Here is a 15,937-nt window from a genome sequence, read left to right as displayed (position 1 = left end):
AACTACCGAGAGTGCTCAGGTCGGCTCGGACCAGGCGGTCTGAATCAGCTGCTGACCATCACGACGGCGAACCAGTGTGCCGCGGCCGGGCGGTTGCGGGCTCGGCCGCAACGTGCCGAAGACCGCGCCCTCCTCCCGGTTTCCGGACATCAGCAGGCCCGGCGAGTCCAATTCGCGCAGCCGTTGCAGCACCGGCTCGTACAGCGCCCTGGACACACCACCGACCCGGCGCGTGACGATCAGGTGCAGACCGATGTCGCGGGCCTGCGGCAACAGCTCGTGGAGGGCGCTCAGCGGGTTGCTGCCGCCGGAGGCCACCAGGTCGTAGTCGTCCACCAGGATGTACAGATCCGGACCCTTCCACCAGCTCCGATCACGCAGCTGGGCGGTGGTTACGTCCGGGCCGGGCAGTCGGTTGGAGAGCGCGCTGCGGATCGACCCGAGCCCCTGCGCGAACGCCTGGTTCGACGGGGCGTAGTCGAGCAGGTGATCACCCTCCACCGCCCCCAGCAGGCCACGCCTGTAGTCGGCGATCACCAGCCGGGCCTGCGCCGGCGTGTACCGCTCGGTGATCCCCCGGGCGATCAGGCGCAGCAGGTTGGTCTTGCCGCACTCCGCGTCGCCGAAGACCGTCAGGTGCGGCTCGTTGGTCAGGTCCAGGTAGACCGGCGCGAGTGCCGACTCGTTGACACCGATCGGGAGCCCGGGTGCCGAGCGGTCGATGATCCGGGCCAGCTCCGCCACCGGCAGCCGGCGCGGCAGCAACCGCACCTTCGGCGCCGGGCGACCCGGCCAGTTCGCCGCCACGTGCCCGGCCAGGGACAGCGAGGCCTCGCTCAGGTCGTCGATGTCGCGCCGACCGTCGATCCGCGAGATGGCCGTGAGGAAATGCAGCTTGTCCCTGGTCAGGCCGCGACCGGGCGACTTCTCCGGCACGTTGTTCGCCGCGCGGCGGTCGATCTCGGACTCCGACGCGTCGCCGAGGCGCAGCTCCAACTTGGTGCCGAGCAGATCCCGCATGTTGATCCGGATCTCCGCCCACCGTACGGCGGTGAGCACCACGTGCACCCCGAAGCCCAGGCCCCGGTTGGCCAACGTGGTGATGGTCTGCTCCAGCTCCTCGTACTCCTGGCGCAGGGTGTTCCACCCGTCCACCACCAGGAACACGTCGCCGAACGGGTCGTCCGCGAACTCACCAGCGGCACGGCGACGGCGGTAGCTCGCCACCGAGTCGATGCCGTGCTGGGCGAAACGACCCTCCCGCTCGTCCAGGATGGCGACCACCTCGGCCACCGTCCGGCGGACCGCCTCGACGTCGCGCCGACCAGCCACCCCGGCCAGGTGCGGTAACCGCTCCATGCTGCGCAGCGCGCCCCCGCCGAAGTCCAGGCAGAAGAACTGCACCTCCCGCGGCGTGTGCGTGAGCGCCAGCGAGGCCAGCAGCGTACGCAGCATCGTGCTCTTGCCACTCATCGACCGACCGACGATGACCACGTTGCCGCCGGCCCCGGCCAGCTCGACCATCATCGGGTCCCGGCGCTGCTCGTAGGGGCGGTCCACCACGCCGACCGGCACTGTCAGTCGCCCGCGCCCGGGCCAGGAGGCGGTGCACAGCCCGTAGGTCGGGTCGACCGCCAGCGGGCCGAGCAGCTCACCCAGGCCCGGCGGGTCGGCAAGCGGCGGCAGCCACACCTGGTGCGCCGGGCGGCCCCGACCCTTGAGCTGGTCAATCAGCACGTCGAGCATCGCCACGGCCTTGCCGTCGGCCGGCTGCTCCGGCTCCGGGGCGGTGGCCACCGGCACCTGCGGGACCTGCACCGGAACGAAGTCGAGACCGTAGGGCACGATCCGCCGCTGCACCAACGCCTGCGAGGCGGAGGCCTGCTGCCCCGGTGCCCGGTACGCCCCCGACACGTACGCGGCCCGGAACCGCAGCATGGTGCTGGTGTCCGTCTTCAGGTAGCCGTGGCCCGGCGCGTTCGGCAGCTCGTACGCGTCCGGAACGCCGAGCACGATCCGGCTCTCCACGGCGGAGAACGTCCGCAGACCGATCCGGTACGACAGGTGCGTGTCGAGGCCCCGCAGCTTGCCCTCCTCGAGGCGCTGGCTGGCCAGCAGCAGGTGCACGCCGAGGGACCGACCCAACCGGCCGATCATCACGAACAGGTCGATGAAGTCCGGTTTGGCGGCGAGCAGTTCGCTGAACTCGTCGCAGATGATCAACAAGCTGGGCATCGGCGCCAGCGCCTCACCGGCCGCGCGCGCCTTCTCGTACTCGAAGCGGGAGACGTAGTTGCCGGCCGCCCGCAGCAGCTCCTGCCGGCGCACCATCTCGCCGGCGAGCGCATCCCGCATCCGGTCGACCAACGGCAGCTCGTCGGCCAGGTTGGTGATCACCGCGCTGGTGTGTGGCAGCGCCTCCAGTGAGGCGAAGGTGGCGCCGCCCTTGAAGTCGACCAGGACGAAGTTCAGTTCCTCCGACGAGTGGGTCACCGCCAACGCGGCCACCACGGTACGCAGCAGCTCGCTCTTGCCGGAACCGGTCGCGCCGATCACCAGACCGTGCGGGCCCATGCCCTCGTGCGCCGACTCCTTGAAGTCGAGCTCGACCACGTTGCCGTCCGGGCCGACGCCGAGCGGGATGCGCAGCCGGTCCCGGTGCCCACGCGGGCGCCAGGTGTTCTGCACGTCCACCGCCGCGGCGTCACCGACGCCGAGCAGATCCGGCAGCTCCGTGCTGCGGGCCAGCGGCTCGTCGCCGCCGGTCTGCTGCTGGGAGAGCCGGAAGGGGGCGATCTGTCGGGCCAGCCCCTCGGCGGCCTCCGCGCTGAGCCGGTCGGGCCGACCCAGCGTCGACGACGAGCTGCCCCGGACCAGGTCGAGTGAACTTCCATCGCCCACGTCGAGGCAGAGCAGCCAGCGGCCGGCGTCGCGCGGCACCGTGCCGGAGAGGTCGATCACGGTGGCGCCGAGCAGCCCCGGACCGACCAGCTGGCAGGTCGGTGAGACCTCTCCGCCGTCGATCACCACGACCAGGTGCGGGGCGGTGGTCAGCGGCTTGGCCTCCGGCGCGAACCGAGGCCGCCCGCCCAGCTCGGCGGCGAGCGACGCCTCGGCCTCGGCCAGGCTGGCGAAGACCAGCCGGCGCGCGCCGGCAGCGTCCGTACGACCGCTGTGGTGGGCGTGTGGCAGCCACTTCACCCAGCCCCAGGACGACTGCCGATCGGGTGCGGCGACCACGGCGATCACCAGGTCGTCCGGTGCGTGGAAGGTGGCCAGCTGGCCCAGTGCCGCCCGGGTCAGGTCGAGCACCGGCTCGCGGTCGCCGCGCAGCACCACCCGACTGAACGCGCGCACCGACAGCGCCGTCGGCAGGTCGGGCACCGTGGAGTGTGCCCGGACGAACCGGCGAAGCGCGATGGCGCTCATCGGCTCCAGGTCCTCCACCGGCTTCGTCTCCGGTGGAACGATCTCCACGGCGAGCCGCTGCGGGCCGAGCGCGATCCGGGTCTCGCCGAAGTCGTCCTCGGTGATCCGCCGCTCCCAGAGTCGCCGGGACGCGGCGATCGACCAGAGCGCGTCGGGCTCCGGGTGCCGCCAGGCCATCGCGGCCCGCTGCTGCTCGGCGGCGCGCCGGGTGCGCTTGCGCATCTGCGCCAGGTAGCGCATGTAGTCGCGGCGATCGGCGTTCAGCTCGGCCTTGTCCTTGCCACCGCTGTTGGCCAGCGAGCCGATCGCCATGCCGAGCATCGAGACACCGAACAGACCGCCGGCGACGTAGGTCATCATGCCGCCGCCCTTGCCGGCGTAGAGGAACGCCATGGCGCCGACCCCGCAGAACATCGGCAGGATCATGAGCAGCTGCCCCATCCCGCGGGGCGTCGGCTCGGGCAGCTCGGGAGGCGACTCCAGCAGCACCTCGCCGCGCGGTAAGGCCGGCCCCGGCTGACGCGTGAGCCGGCGGAACACCACAGTGCTCACGGCTGTCTCCTCCCCAGAAGCGGCCCTGATGACGTGCGGCCCGTGGAACACCGCCCGCGGGTGGGCATCGTACGTGCCGTCATCGTAGGTAATCTGCCGTGTGCGCGGTGGACCCGGACCGCAGCATCACAGCCAGCCGATCACAGACGCACACCTGGAGGCCACTGTGGCGACGAAGACGGCGACCGGTGGTCTGAGCCGGATCACCATCGTGGCTCCACGTACCCGGATGGATCTGGCGCTGCCGTCGGACGTGCCGATGGCCGACCTGCTCCCCACCCTGCTGCGCTACGCCGGCGAGGACATGGCCGACGAGGGCGCGCGGCACGGCGGCTGGGCACTGTCCCGGTTGGGCGGTGCGCCCCTCGACGGTGGTCGTACCGCGGCGCAGCTCAGCGTCCGCGACGGTGAGGTGCTCTACTTCAACCCCCGGTCCGACGCCGCACCGGAGATCGTCTTCGACGACGTGGTGGACGCGGTCGCCACCGCTACCAACCAACGCCCCGGCGCCTGGCAGGTCGGCGCGACCCGCTCCTTCGCTGTGGTCTTCGCAGCCGCGGCGTTCGGCGCCGGCGCGCTGGCCGCCCTCTTCGCCGGTCCGCCGCACCTGCCCGGCGCGCTGGCCGCGCTGCTTGTCGCGGTGGCGCTGCTGGTGGGCGCCGCGGTGCTGTCCAGGGCCGCCGGTGACAGCGGCATCGGCGCGGTGCTGGCCCTGGTCGGCCTCGTGCACGCGGCCACGGGCGGCCTGCTGCTGCTCGCCGGCGATCGATCGCTGACCGACCTGGCCAGTCCGCATGTCCTGCTCGCGGCGACCGCCGCGGTGGTGGCCGGCGCGGTGGCAGTGCTGGCGGTCGGCGACCGGTACCCCCTCTTCTTCGCCGCGATCGGGGTCGCCGCAGCGACCGGCCTGGGCGCGGTGCTCTGCCTGGCCCTGGGCCTCGACGCGGCGGCCTCCGCAGCGGTGGTCGCGGCTGTCGCGTTCGGCGTGGTGCCGGCGCTGCCGATGATGGCCTACCGGCTGGCCCGGCTGCCGGTGCCGTCGATCCCGACCGGTCCCGAGGACCTGAAGACCGACAGCGAGTCGGTGGACGGCCGGCAGGTGCTCCAGCAGAGTGAGCGCGCCGACCAGTTCCTGACCGGTCTGCTGTGGACCGTCTCGCTGCTGGTGCTGGGCGCGCAACTCGTACTGGCCCTGGACGGACGCCTGCCCGCGGTGCTGCTGTGCCTGGTGCTGGCCCTGCTGGCGCTGCTGCGGGCCCGCCCCCTCCTGGGCCGGGCCCAGCGCACCCCGGTGCTGCTGGCCGGCACCGTGGGTCTGGGCCTGGCCGCCGCTACCACCTTCGCCGGTGGGTCGCTGCCGGTCCGGCTCGGCCTGATCCTGGGCGGGCTGGTGCTCGCCGCGGTGATCAGCCTGATCTACGGTCTGACCGTCGCCGGCAAGCGCATCTCGCCGGTCTGGGGCCGCCTGCTCGACATCGCCGAGATCCTGCTCATCATCTCGCTGGTGCCGCTCGCCTTCTGGGTCTGCGGCCTCTACGGCTGGATCGTCAACCTCCGACCCTGACCGTGTGCCGCTGCCGCACCGGTCAGCGCGACCGCGGACCGGTGGAGACGCCCAGCGCCGACGCGACCGGAGCGGTGGCGTAGACGCCCGGAGCATGCTGACCGTCCATCGGCCGGCTGGACGCCCCCACCCGGCCGGCGACCTCGCGAACCACCTTGACCAGGGCCTCGACGTGGTTGTCCATCGCCGCGACCCGCAGCAGCGGTGCCGCCACCCGACCGTCCGACGAGACGGTCACGGCCACGGTGTGCGACGGTGCCGAGGTCGCGGTGATCGCGTCCACGAGCGGACCGAGCGGCGCGTCGAAGCGGCCCCGCAGAGCCATGCAGCGGTGCGTCCAGCCGCCGCCGCGCAACCCACGCCAACTCTCCGCCGGCGCCTCGGGCACCAGGTCCAGACCGGCGGCCGAAACGATGGCCGCGCGTAGTTCCTCCCGGCCCAGCGGACGATGGGCCAGGCCAGCCGAGGTCAGCGCCTTGCCGAGCCGGCCGATCCCGGCCGCCACCGTCCGGTGTACGCCGGTCAGCCCGCCGCCCCGGCTCACCGCCTCGACCCGAGCGTCCCGGACGGTGAGGCGCACCGCCACCCAGACGGTCCGGTGTGCCGCCGGCGGCGCACCGGGTGCCGGGTACCAGACCAACGTGTGCGCGACGACCTGGGTCCGGGAGACCGGGGCGCTGAAGTCCGTGAGCACCCGCAGCGCGCGGTCCACAGCGGCGGCGTCGACCGAGCCGACGGCCGCACCGGTCGCGGACTGCAACGCGACGGCGGCGAACCAGCCCTGGTCGTCACGCCCGATGCCGAGCCGGGTGCCTCTGTCGGTCAGCTCGATGACGCTCAGCTCAGGGGCGAGCGCAGCCAACCTCGGGTCGGTCGCCGTGCCGCTGGCCAGCGCCGCCGACGCCCGCTCACCGCGTCGCCGCAGCCGCCGACGCAGCAGCAGGTCCTCGAACCACCAGCGGCCACCTCGACGGGCGAAGGCCGCCAGGACGACCAGTAGCGCCGCCGCGCCCACCGCGGCGAGCACCCAGCTGGGTCCGGCCGTGGCGGCCCAGACACCGACCACGCACAACTCCAGCACGATGAGTTGCCCGACCAGCACGGGGCCGACCCGCCCACGGCCGGGCCGCTCGGCCGGGGGCACCGGCCGGGTCGGAACGTCGACAGGGTCCGTGACCGCTCGGGCGGGTGGCGCCTGAACCTGCGTCATCGCTGACTGTCCCTCCTGCACGGTACGGCTCTGCGCCGGGTCGGTCCGGTGCCGGCCACGAGCGGTGGTCCCAAGGAACCACCGTCGGCCCCTTATCGTAGGGAAGTCCGCGACGGCACCCCGACCCTGATCGTCGCGGATCCATCCCGCCGGAGGTAAGTCATGCGGACCCGCCGCGATCAGGTGCAGGCGTACCGCTTCGTCACCCGCCGCATCGTCTCCGCCTTGCTGTCGGGCGATCCGGAGACCACCAACCTGCCGATGCGACGGCTCGGCATGGCCGTCTTCGGCAGCGTCCTCACCGCGGCCATCGTGCTCGGTGGGGTGGGTGCCTACGGCCAGTTGACCGGTGGCGCGGCGCCGCTGGACGACCAGACCCTGGTCATCGAACGGGAGACCGGCGCGACGTACGTGTTCATCCAGGGCAAGCTGCACCCGACGCTGAACTACACCTCGGCGCGGCTCATCGTGAACGATGCAGGTGCTCAGGTGCGGACGATGTCCCAGGCCTCACTGCGGGACCGGCCCCGCGGCGTCACCGTCGGCATCGTCGGGGCACCGGACGCCCTGCCGGACCGCAAGTCGCTGACCGGGCTGCCCTGGTCGGTCTGCGACGTGCCCGACCCGGTCGACCGGCAGCGGTCCAGCACCCGGCTGGTGATCGACCGGGCCCTGCCCGGCGGCACGCCGCTGGGTGACCGGGCGGTGCTGGTCTCGGTGAACGACCAGCGGTACCTGGTCACCAACAACACTCGACTCCAACTGCTCGACCCGTCCCGCACGATCACGGCGCTGCGGATGGCCGGCACCGAGCGGCTCCAGGTCGGGCAGCAACTGCTCAACGCCGTGCCGGCCGGGCCACCGCTGCGCCGGCCGTCGCTGCCCGGTGAGGGCGAGCCCAGCAGCCGCAACGTGGCCGGGCAGATCCACAGCGTCGGTTCGGTGTTCAAGGCCGCCGGGCGGCACTACGTGCTGACCCGGGACGCTCTCGTCTCGATCAGTGAGATCACCGCTCTGCTGCTCGTCAGCAACGGCGGTCGGATCACCGACATCACCCCGAATCAGGCCAGCGAGGCGTTCGAGGAGCGGCGGATCGAGGAGGAGGGGGTGCCCCCGACGATGCCCGCCCTCTACCCGGCCCAGCCCGGTCAGACCACGCTGTGCGCGACGTACCGTCAGGGCAGCGCGGGCGGCCCGCCGACCACCACCCTGGAGGTCTTCGACCGGGTGCCGAGCGAGTTGACCGACAGCGACCCGGGCCTGATGCCGGTGCGCCAGACCAGGCGCGACGCCGTACGCACCGCCGAGGCGGTGCTGCTGCCCGGCGGCAAGGGTGTCATCGCGCAGGCTTCGCCCGGTGCCGGGACCAGCGGGTCCGGTGCCGCCGGGTCGACGATCTACCTGATCAGCCCGCAGGGCATCCGGTATCCGCTCGGCTCGGCGGCGACCCTGGACGTGCTCGGCTACGGCGGGATCACCCCGCTGGCGGTGCCCGGCTCCCTGCTCGCACTGATCCCGACCGGGCCGACCCTGGACCGCGAGGACGCGTTCACCGTCTTCGCTCCCGACGGGCCGGCGCCGGCCGCATCACCGTCGGCCGCACCGAGGTCGGGTTCACCATCCGCGGCGCCGCCCTCGGGCACGCCGTCCGCCGCGCCACCGTCGGGGTCGTCGTCCGCCGCGCCACCGTCGGGGTCGACACCGTCGAGTCCGGCCAGTGGCACCCCGTCGAGCGGCGGGACCGGCGGGGGCTCCACGGAATCGACCGGCGCCGACGGCTGAGCAGCTTCGACGGGTCGCCCGGAGTCGCACTGGTGGACTAACCTGGATGTCGCTGACGGTTGTCAACCAGAACGACGGGGATGTTGCCATGGCCGGGCGTACCGAAGTCGACCTGTTGTCCCTTGAGGACTTCCACGAGCACCTGGCGTCGCGGTTGAGCCAGGCCGAGTCGGTGTTGCGCAAGCTCAACACCGAGATGCAGTGCCGTCCTCCGGCCCTGGGCTCGTTCTTCGACGCCACCGACAAGGCGCGTCGCTACAGCGAGGTGCACCAGTCCTATGTCGACCAGGCCGAACGCATCCGGCAGGCGGTGCTGGCGGCACAGCAGGCCACCAGCACGATCCTGAGCAACTACCGCACCGCCGAGGCGCGTAACGCGGCCAACGCCGACGACGTCACTGCCGCGCTGACCCCGGTCGACCGCGTGTTGCAGCCGAAGGAGGACGGGCGTGTCTGAATACACCCAGCGCTACCAGGGCAACAGCCACCAGCAGCTGTACGACGGCCTGATGGCGGGCAAGCCGGAGCAGATCGAGGGCGTGGCCACCCAGTGGGCCGAGCTCAAGGGCATCCTCGACGGCCTCGGCCGGGAGCTGAGCGGCGACCTCGACAAGCTCAGCAACACGTGGACGGGTTCGGCGGGTCGGGAGTTTCACCGGCGACTCAGCTTCATCGTCGCCCACACCGACGCGTTGGGTGAGGGGATGGCCGGCATCAAGCAGGGGTTGACCATGATGGCCGACCATCTGCGCGCCGCCCACAAGCAGGCCGAGAGCCCGGAGGAGACCGACGACAACGACAAGGCGATCGGCGGTGCGATCAAGGGTGGCGCCGTCTTCGGTCTGACCGGTCTGATCGTCGGGGGCATCGCGGGTCACCAGCAGGACAAGGCCGAGCAGGAGAAGGCCCACCAGCGGATGGTGAACCTGGTGGCCGGCCTGGCCAACAGTTACGAGATCTCCGCCTACGACCGGGTGGTCGAACCGCCCCCGCCCGACCCGGATACTCCGACCACCGCCCGCAAGGATCCGACGACGCCACAGAGCGTCTCGGCCATCGCCAGGGTGTCCGGCGGTCCCAACACCGGCGCGGACACCGCGCGCACCGGCGACGCGACCATCTCGTCGCCGGACCGCGTCGCTCAACTGCCGGGCGACGGTTCGACTCCGGGCGAGGTCGGCTCGGGCACCGGTGGCAGCCCGGCTGTCGGCACCGCTCCGATCGGCGCTGGCAGCGGCCTCGTTGGCAGCGGCACCTCCCTCGCCGGAGCGGACCCACTGGTCGGCGGCGCTCTGCTCGGCGGGGGTGCCGCCGGGCTGGCCGGGCTGTCCGGGCCGGCCGGCGGGCCCGCTGCGTCGAGCACCGGTCCCGGCCTGCTCTACGGAGCACAGGGCGGGGCACCGGCCGGCGGGGTGTTGCGCAGCGGCGCGCTCGCGGGCTCGGGCAACGCGCCCCCCGCCTCGGCTCGACCGACCGGCGGTGGTGCGCCCCCGGCGGAGAATCGCGCCGCCAACGGGGTCGGGCGCAGCATCGACGGCCAGCGCGGTGGGAGCGGCGGGAGCGGCGGACGCCCTGCCATGACCGGTGGCAACGCCCGGCCGGGGTCCGGCGGCGGCCGTCCCGGTGTGCTCGGCGGGCGCGGTGCAGCCCAGGACGACGACACCGACGAGCGGCTGACCTGGTTGACCGAGGACGAGATGGTGTGGCAGGGCGACGACAAGCCCGCGCCCCCGGTGCTCGGCAGCGGCGACTGACCACGGCCCAAAGCCGGCACGCGCGCACCACCGGTGGTGCCACCAAGACAGCGAGCGGTGCCCCCGATCGGACCCGATCCGGTCGGGGGCACCGCCGTTCCCGGGCTCCGGTCGACGGCGTCCACAGTGCGCGTGGTGGTGGCGGTCACGCCCGTGCGGTCCTTCGCCGTGCTGCGCTGGGCCAGGACGGGCGATAGGTTGGTCGGGTGTCCTCCGCAGCGTCTGTCCGCCCAGCCAGGTGGGCTGTGCTGCGGTCACTGCGGGACCTGACCCGCCTGGCAGTCACCGCGCTGGTGCTCGCGGTCGGCCTCAGTGCCGCTCTCGCCGCGACCCCGCCGCCCGCCTCCACGCAGCTGCGGCCCAGTGCCGTGAGCAGCCGGGTGGCAAGTGTCCGCCCCGACGCCGGCCCGGCCAACGAGCGGGCCGGTCAGCCCGCTGAGGCCCCGCCGGCGGGCACGCTCGATACCGCCAGGGCGACCGGTCCGGTCGCGGCGGGCCCGGTGCACATCCCGGCCATCGATCCCGGCCGTGGCACTCCTGCACGACGCGGCCCGCCCGCCCGCTGAGCCCGGCCCGGCGCTCCCCGGGGCCCGCTCCCGGCTGATCCTCCCGCACGGCACCTGAGTTCGCCGTCGCCGGGACGACCCCGCCGACCGGTGCTGCCGCGCCTTCCCTGCCGCCCGTCGACCCGCCTTCGACCGCGAGGTGCTGATCATGCAAACCATCCTCTCCGCCGTACTGCCAGACCTTTCCCGGGCCGCCGTCATCTGGCTGAGCCTGCTCGGGGTGGTCGCCGTCGCCGTCTCCGCTCTGCTGCTGCGGCCCGGCCGGCTCCGCTTCGACCCGGGCGCCCGGATCCGCCGCGCCGCCATGCCGAGCCAACTCGAGCAGGCGCAGGAGGAGCGGGAGCAGAGCCGCTACGCGCAGGAGGTCGCTGTGGCCGCGGAGCGGGCGACCACCACGGTGCGGCGCCGCCGGGCGGAGTGGGAGGCCGCGCAGGAGGCGGTCGAGGCGGTCTGGCAGGCGTACGAGGCGGCCGAGGCTGGCGTACGGCGGCTCGACGCGGCGGCCGCGATGCCGCTGCCGCACACCGCACGGACCCCCGCCGAGTACGCGGACCGCGAGCGCTACCTGCACCGGGCCGCGCTGGACGCGTACTGGCGACGGGAGCTGTCGGTGGAGCAGCTCAGCGACGTCTTTGGACACCGCGACGGCTGGAACCCGCGACTGCACCCGGTCGAGCAGGAGTTGGTGCTCCAGCGGGCGATCCGGGACAACCTGGCGGCCCGGCACGCCGCAGCCCGCGAGCGGGAGCAGGCCGCGTGGCGGGCGGCGGAGTTGGCGGTGGCCGCGGCTCGCAGTCTGCGCGAGGAGGCGTACGCAGCGACCGGCCGACGGGTCACCGAGTCGGCGTCGGTGCTGCCGCTGAGCGAGGTTGGCCGACCGGTGGGCGCACAGCCTCGGGAGAACGTCGAGCAGACCCGGGAGAACAAGGTGACCGCGCGCGGCCGTGCGACGGTGCCCGCGTTCTGAGCCGCGCGGGCTCGGGTGGGTTAGCGTGACGGCATGTCCCGACAGGCGTGGGTCCTCGTGGTGATCGCCAGCATCCTGGCGCTCGCCACACTGGTCGGTGCCGTGGTGCTGGCGGTGCGGGTGGTACGTACCCGGCGGATGCTGACCGGGCTCGGCGCGGGCGGCAAGGTCGCCTTCTACGGGGCGCTGATCTACACGATCTTCCCGGTCGACGTGCTGCCGGACCCGATCTACCTGGACGACATGGGTGTCCTGGCCGCCGCCCTGATCTACCTGACCCGGCTGGTGCACCAACGTCGCGCGGCTGGTCGCCAGCTGCCCGGTCAGCCGGACGCCCCGCCGGATCGGGGCCAGGTGCGCCGCCGCGTGCCATGATCGAGGTCGGATCGGCGGACAGGGGACGGGCATGGCGGGCGATCATCGGTTGGACGTGCACGATGAGCGGGTTGTCGCCTTCTGCGCCGAACGACACCTGGCGACGCTGACCACAGTGCGGGCGGACGGCACCCCGCATGTCGTACCGGTCGGTGTGACTCTCGACCCGGCGGCCGGACTGGCCCGGGTCATCACCTCCGGCGCCTCCCGCAAGGCCCGTCAGGTGGCGGCGGCCGGCGCGGCGGGCGCGGCGGTGGCGGTGTGTCACGTGGATGGCCGCCGCTGGTTGACGATCGAGGGTCGCGCGGTGCTGCGGTCGGATCCGGCCGCCGTGGCGGAGGCGGAGCGGCGGTACGCCGAGCGGTATCGGACACCGCGCCCGAATCCGGAGCGGGTGGTCCTCGAGATCACGGTGACCAGGCTGCTGGGCAGCCTCTGAGCTGACCGTTCGTCCCCGATGACCGGTTCGGGTCGGGCCGGGATGTCGCGCGACTCCGGTGCCCGCAGCCGGCGGAATTCTCCGTGGAGCAGAGCGGTTACGCCCTCGGTACGCCCAGGGCCGAGACCACCGATGGTCGGCCCCCGTGTTGCGCCGAGCGCCATTCCCGGTGCTGCCGCCCTCCGCTGGCCGGAGGCGCCAACCCTCGAACGGAGACTCGACCATGAACCCGATCGTCCAGAAGAGCGGCCTTTCCGTCGTCGGCCTGCTCGTCGCCGGCGGCTGCGCCCTCGGCCCGGCGGTGGCCGCGCAGGCCGCCCCGACGCAGGCCGCCCCGGCCTCGTCGAGCCAGAACGACCGGCACGCCGAACGGATCCTCGGCGTCGACTACCAGGCCCAGCCGAACTTCTACTACTGCGGCCCGGCCGCGACCCGGATCGCGTTGTCCGCTCAGGGCAAGGCGCTCTCCCAGGACGAGGTGGCCCGACTGCTCGGCACCACCGAGGCGGGTACCCCCTCGGCCCTGGACACCACGCGGGTGCTGAACGAGCTGACCGGCGGCAAGTACCGGACCACCGAGATCCGTGATTCGGTGGCTCGCCCCGACCAGGTCGAGCAGCTGCGTCGTGACGTGCTGGCAGCGGTGGACGCCGGCCGTCCGGTGGTGGCAAACATCAAGGGCACGACGGTGGACACTGACGGCAACCCGCACTCGTACGAGGGCGGCCACTACCTGACCCTCGTCGGCTACCGCGACGGTGGTGACACGATCCGGGTCGCCGACCCGGCCGACCCGGCGTTGGGCGAGTACTGGATGAGCCTGCCGAAGGTCGCCAACTGGATCGCCGAGCGCGGCTACTCCTCCTGATCCGAACGGTTCACCGGGCCGGCCTCTCCCGTGCGGGGAGGCCGGTCCGACCGTCGTTACGGGCCCGGGCGGCGAGGTGGGCGCGTCGCCGGGCTCGGGCGGCTCGGGTCGGTCGGGCCCGGTGCAGTTGTCGGCGGACCGGCGGTTGGATCTCCCTCTCGCCGGCGCCGGCCGCCCGGCGCACGATCCGGTTCGCGTCGTCGGGTTCGGAACCGGCGGCCCGGAGCAGGTCGCTGGCCGCGGTACGCAGTCCGGTGACGAGGGATTCGCCGAACGACTTGACCCCGGTCGCGGCGGCCCGCCCGGCCAACTCGGCGCACTGCTCGACCAACCGGCGGGTGCGCCGAGGGTCGTCAGTGACCTTGCACTCCACCCGCATCTCCGCCACCGCCTGGCCCAACCGGCCCATTGCGTCCGGCAGCTCCGGCGGGATCGGCTCGTCGTACTGCAACGCCGTGCTCGACCAACGGGCCATGGCGCGACTGTCCAGCAGCAACCGTTCCAGGTGACCCGCGCTGCGGGCGTAACGGTGGTACTGCTGCCGGCGGTGCCAGCGCACCGGGGCGATCGTCACCACCTCCTCGGCGCCGCTGAGCGCGTCGTGCAAACGGCCCAGGTCGTCCTCGGTGCTGCGGAGCCGCTCCAGGACGCCCATGGTCCCGGCGCCGTCGCGCTCGCGCAGTGCTCGCGCCAACTCGGCGAGTTGCTCGCAGAGGATCGCGAAGATCGGTGTCGCGGCGCGGTCCAGCACCCGCATCGGGTTGATCGGCAACAACAGCGCGACCACCACCAGGCCGACCGCCCCGCCGACGAGCGCGTCGAAGATCCGGGGGACCTCCAGGCCACGCTCCATCGGGGCCAGCGTGGCGATCAGCACGGCGGTACCGCCGGCCTGACCGACAAGCGGACCACCCTTCCCGGCCACCAGCAACGCGGCGGCGATGGCCAGCGCGACCACCACGCCGGTCTGCCACGGGCCCGAGCCGAGCAGGAACCGCAGCGTGTCCCCGATGATGATGCCCAGGGCCACGCCGCCCAACAGCTCGAAGGTCCGGCGGGCCCGCTGCCCGATGGCGGTGGCGATCGTACCGACGGCGGCGGCGGGCGCGAAGACGTGCGATCCGGGGCCGAGCAGGTTCTTGGCGAGCAGGGCGGCGATCGCCGCGGCCAGCCCGGCCTGGATGGAGATCACCAGCGTGACCTCCCACTGCCGGGCCCGGATCCGGCCGGCCTGCCCACCACGGTGCCGCACCCGCCGGACCGTCCGCTCGGCGGTCTCGTCGAACCGCGACTGATCGCGGTCGGCGGGTGGGCGGTCGTCGGCCATGGCGGCGGTTACCCCGGCGGCGGCAGGGCAATCGTGGTGGCCGGGCCCCACCGCCACCATTGGCACCACCGACACCGTCGAACGCATCGCCAACCATGGGTTTGTGCAGCCCCGTGGGGGTACCAGAGCCACACACCTCCCACCGATCCGCAACCGGTAAGGGGCCGTGACATGACCAATCCACCGACCACCGACGACCACGACGCCGTCGACGTCCTGGTCTCCGATCATCGTGAGATCGAGGCAGTCCTCGTCGAGTTGGCGACCCGGCAGGGCACCCCCGAGCACCGCAGAGGCCTCGCCGACGTGGTGATCGCCGAACTCGTCCGCCACTCGGTGGCCGAGGAGGCGTACGTGTATCCGATCGCCCGCAAGGTGCTGCCCGACGGCGACGAGATCGCCGACCGGGAGATCGCGGAACACTCCGACGCCGAGCGGACCATGAAGGAGTTGGAGTCCGCCGACCCGGCCGACCCCCGCTTCGACGAGCTGCTCGCCCAACTGACCAGCACCGTCCGACACCACGTGGCGGAAGAGGAGAAGGAACTCTTCCCCCGGCTTCGCGCGGCGGCGGCCCGGGAGGAGCTGGTCGAGATTGCCGCCCGGGTTACGGCGATCAAGAAGATCGGGCCGACGCGGCCACATCCGGGGAGCCCGGAGCACCCGCCGGCCAACAAGCTGCTCGCCCCCGGCATCGGTCTGGTCGACCGGTTGCGCGACGCGTTGAGCGGCCGGCCCACCTCGATGGACGAGCTACGCGACAAGGGCTGATCCACATACCATCCGGACCGGGCACTCCCGGGTCGCCGACGGTTCGGCGGCCCGGGAGGAGCGCGGTGTGTCAGCGGACCTGGTCGCCCTCACCGGTGCGCGCCTGGGCCTGGTCCACGCCCTTGTCGACCTGATCGCCGTACTTGCCGCCGGTGCGCTTGTCGGCCATGTCGCCGGCCTTCTCCGCACCCTGGTCGACCTGCTTGTCATGCTTGTCCGCGAAGTCCTTGGCCTTGTCCATGAAGTCACCCACTGTGTTCCTCCTCAGTCCGGTCCGTCCCCTTCGCGTTCCCTCGGCCGGACCACGCAAACGCCGCCGCTCCGGATGTGATT

The 15,937-nt window shown here is 72.9% G+C and carries 14 protein-coding genes; 10 read left to right on the top strand and 4 right to left on the bottom strand.

The annotated features are described in order from the left end of the window. Positions 1–15: 15 nt before the first annotated feature. Positions 16–3,981 (bottom strand): type VII secretion protein EccCa, encoded by a 3,966-nt coding sequence (gene eccCa / locus ACLJOK_RS18580; protein WP_410820037.1) that lies wholly within the window; start codon positions 3,979–3,981, stop codon positions 16–18. 166 nt (positions 3,982–4,147) lie between these two features. Between eccCa and eccD the strand changes: the two genes are divergently transcribed. Further along, positions 4,148–5,545 carry a type VII secretion integral membrane protein EccD gene (gene eccD, locus ACLJOK_RS18575; protein ID WP_410820036.1) on the top strand — a complete coding sequence of 466 codons (1,398 nt, stop codon included), beginning with the start codon at positions 4,148–4,150 and terminating at the stop codon, positions 5,543–5,545. A gap of 22 nt (positions 5,546–5,567) precedes the next feature. Here eccD and ACLJOK_RS18570 read toward each other — a convergent pair whose 3' ends face one another. Beyond that, positions 5,568–6,755: a type VII secretion protein EccE gene (locus ACLJOK_RS18570; RefSeq protein WP_410820035.1), complete on the bottom strand. Its 1,188-nt coding sequence runs from the start codon at positions 6,753–6,755 to the stop codon at positions 5,568–5,570. Positions 6,756–6,917: 162 nt separating this feature from the next. Between ACLJOK_RS18570 and eccB the strand changes: the two genes are divergently transcribed. The 8 genes from eccB (at position 6,918) to ACLJOK_RS18530 (ending at position 13,506) form a co-directional block, all read left to right on the top strand. After that, positions 6,918–8,537 (top strand): type VII secretion protein EccB, encoded by a 1,620-nt coding sequence (gene eccB, locus ACLJOK_RS18565; RefSeq protein WP_410820034.1) that lies wholly within the window; start codon positions 6,918–6,920, stop codon positions 8,535–8,537. A 46-nt stretch (positions 8,538–8,583) separates the two neighbouring features. Beyond that, positions 8,584–8,994 carry a hypothetical protein gene (locus tag ACLJOK_RS18560; protein WP_238681967.1) on the top strand — a complete coding sequence of 137 codons (411 nt, stop codon included), beginning with the start codon at positions 8,584–8,586 and terminating at the stop codon, positions 8,992–8,994. Continuing rightward, the gene (locus ACLJOK_RS18555) at positions 8,987–10,291 is read left to right on the top strand and encodes a WXG100 family type VII secretion target (RefSeq protein WP_410820033.1); all 1,305 of its coding nucleotides are present in this window, start codon (positions 8,987–8,989) and stop codon (positions 10,289–10,291) included. Before ACLJOK_RS18560 ends, ACLJOK_RS18555 begins: the two co-directional genes overlap by 8 nt. 245 nt (positions 10,292–10,536) lie before the next feature. Then, on the top strand, positions 10,537–10,857 hold the full coding sequence (locus ACLJOK_RS18550; protein WP_410820032.1) for a hypothetical protein: 321 nt from the start codon (positions 10,537–10,539) through the stop codon (positions 10,855–10,857). Positions 10,858–11,005: 148 nt separating this feature from the next. Next, on the top strand, positions 11,006–11,824 hold the full coding sequence (locus ACLJOK_RS18545; RefSeq protein WP_410820031.1) for a hypothetical protein: 819 nt from the start codon (positions 11,006–11,008) through the stop codon (positions 11,822–11,824). Positions 11,825–11,857: 33 nt separating this feature from the next. Beyond that, positions 11,858–12,199 carry a YkvA family protein gene (locus ACLJOK_RS18540; RefSeq protein WP_091395179.1) on the top strand — a complete coding sequence of 114 codons (342 nt, stop codon included), beginning with the start codon at positions 11,858–11,860 and terminating at the stop codon, positions 12,197–12,199. Between the two features lie 31 nt (positions 12,200–12,230). After that, positions 12,231–12,638 carry a pyridoxamine 5'-phosphate oxidase family protein gene (locus ACLJOK_RS18535; protein ID WP_354943965.1) on the top strand — a complete coding sequence of 136 codons (408 nt, stop codon included), beginning with the start codon at positions 12,231–12,233 and terminating at the stop codon, positions 12,636–12,638. A 223-nt stretch (positions 12,639–12,861) separates the two neighbouring features. After that, positions 12,862–13,506, top strand: a complete 645-nt coding sequence (locus ACLJOK_RS18530) for a C39 family peptidase (protein ID WP_410820030.1) — start codon at positions 12,862–12,864, stop codon at positions 13,504–13,506. Positions 13,507–13,516: 10 nt separating this feature from the next. Here ACLJOK_RS18530 and ACLJOK_RS18525 read toward each other — a convergent pair whose 3' ends face one another. Further along, positions 13,517–14,920 carry an FUSC family protein gene (locus tag ACLJOK_RS18525; protein WP_410820029.1) on the bottom strand — a complete coding sequence of 468 codons (1,404 nt, stop codon included), beginning with the start codon at positions 14,918–14,920 and terminating at the stop codon, positions 13,517–13,519. A gap of 84 nt (positions 14,921–15,004) precedes the next feature. On the opposite strand from ACLJOK_RS18525, the gene ACLJOK_RS18520 reads away from it, so the two are divergent. Continuing rightward, on the top strand, positions 15,005–15,604 hold the full coding sequence (locus ACLJOK_RS18520) for a hemerythrin domain-containing protein (RefSeq protein WP_410820028.1): 600 nt from the start codon (positions 15,005–15,007) through the stop codon (positions 15,602–15,604). Between the two features lie 70 nt (positions 15,605–15,674). Here the strand turns inward: ACLJOK_RS18520 and ACLJOK_RS18515 are convergent, their stop codons facing one another. After that, positions 15,675–15,845 (bottom strand): antitoxin, encoded by a 171-nt coding sequence (locus ACLJOK_RS18515; RefSeq protein WP_410821532.1) that lies wholly within the window; start codon positions 15,843–15,845, stop codon positions 15,675–15,677. Positions 15,846–15,937: the final 92 nt, after the last annotated feature.

The organism is Micromonospora sp. 050-3, assembly GCF_046549335.1.
Taxonomy (GTDB): Bacteria; Actinomycetota; Actinomycetes; order Mycobacteriales; family Micromonosporaceae; genus Micromonospora; species Micromonospora trifolii.
Note: the sequence above shows the minus strand (reverse complement) of the source record. Positions and strands in the feature narration are given on the sequence as shown.

What these genes read in the sequence shown, in the direction of transcription:
- ACLJOK_RS18530 (WP_410820030.1), top strand. Translation starts at nt 12,862, where the DNA reads ATGAACCCGATCGTCCAGAAGAGCGGCCTTTCCGTCGTCGGCCTGCTC.
- ACLJOK_RS18545 (WP_410820031.1), top strand. Translation starts at nt 11,006, where the DNA reads ATGCAAACCATCCTCTCCGCCGTACTGCCAGACCTTTCCCGGGCCGCC.
- ACLJOK_RS18535 (WP_354943965.1), top strand. Translation starts at nt 12,231, where the DNA reads ATGGCGGGCGATCATCGGTTGGACGTGCACGATGAGCGGGTTGTCGCC.
- ACLJOK_RS18560 (WP_238681967.1), top strand. Translation starts at nt 8,584, where the DNA reads ATGTCGCTGACGGTTGTCAACCAGAACGACGGGGATGTTGCCATGGCC.
- ACLJOK_RS18515 (WP_410821532.1), bottom strand. Translation starts at nt 15,845, where the DNA reads ATGGACAAGGCCAAGGACTTCGCGGACAAGCATGACAAGCAGGTCGAC.
- ACLJOK_RS18525 (WP_410820029.1), bottom strand. Translation starts at nt 14,920, where the DNA reads ATGCGTTCGACGGTGTCGGTGGTGCCAATGGTGGCGGTGGGGCCCGGC.
- ACLJOK_RS18540 (WP_091395179.1), top strand. Translation starts at nt 11,858, where the DNA reads ATGTCCCGACAGGCGTGGGTCCTCGTGGTGATCGCCAGCATCCTGGCG.
- ACLJOK_RS18570 (WP_410820035.1), bottom strand. Translation starts at nt 6,755, where the DNA reads ATGACGCAGGTTCAGGCGCCACCCGCCCGAGCGGTCACGGACCCTGTC.
- eccB (WP_410820034.1), top strand. Translation starts at nt 6,918, where the DNA reads ATGCGGACCCGCCGCGATCAGGTGCAGGCGTACCGCTTCGTCACCCGC.
- ACLJOK_RS18520 (WP_410820028.1), top strand. Translation starts at nt 15,005, where the DNA reads ATGACCAATCCACCGACCACCGACGACCACGACGCCGTCGACGTCCTG.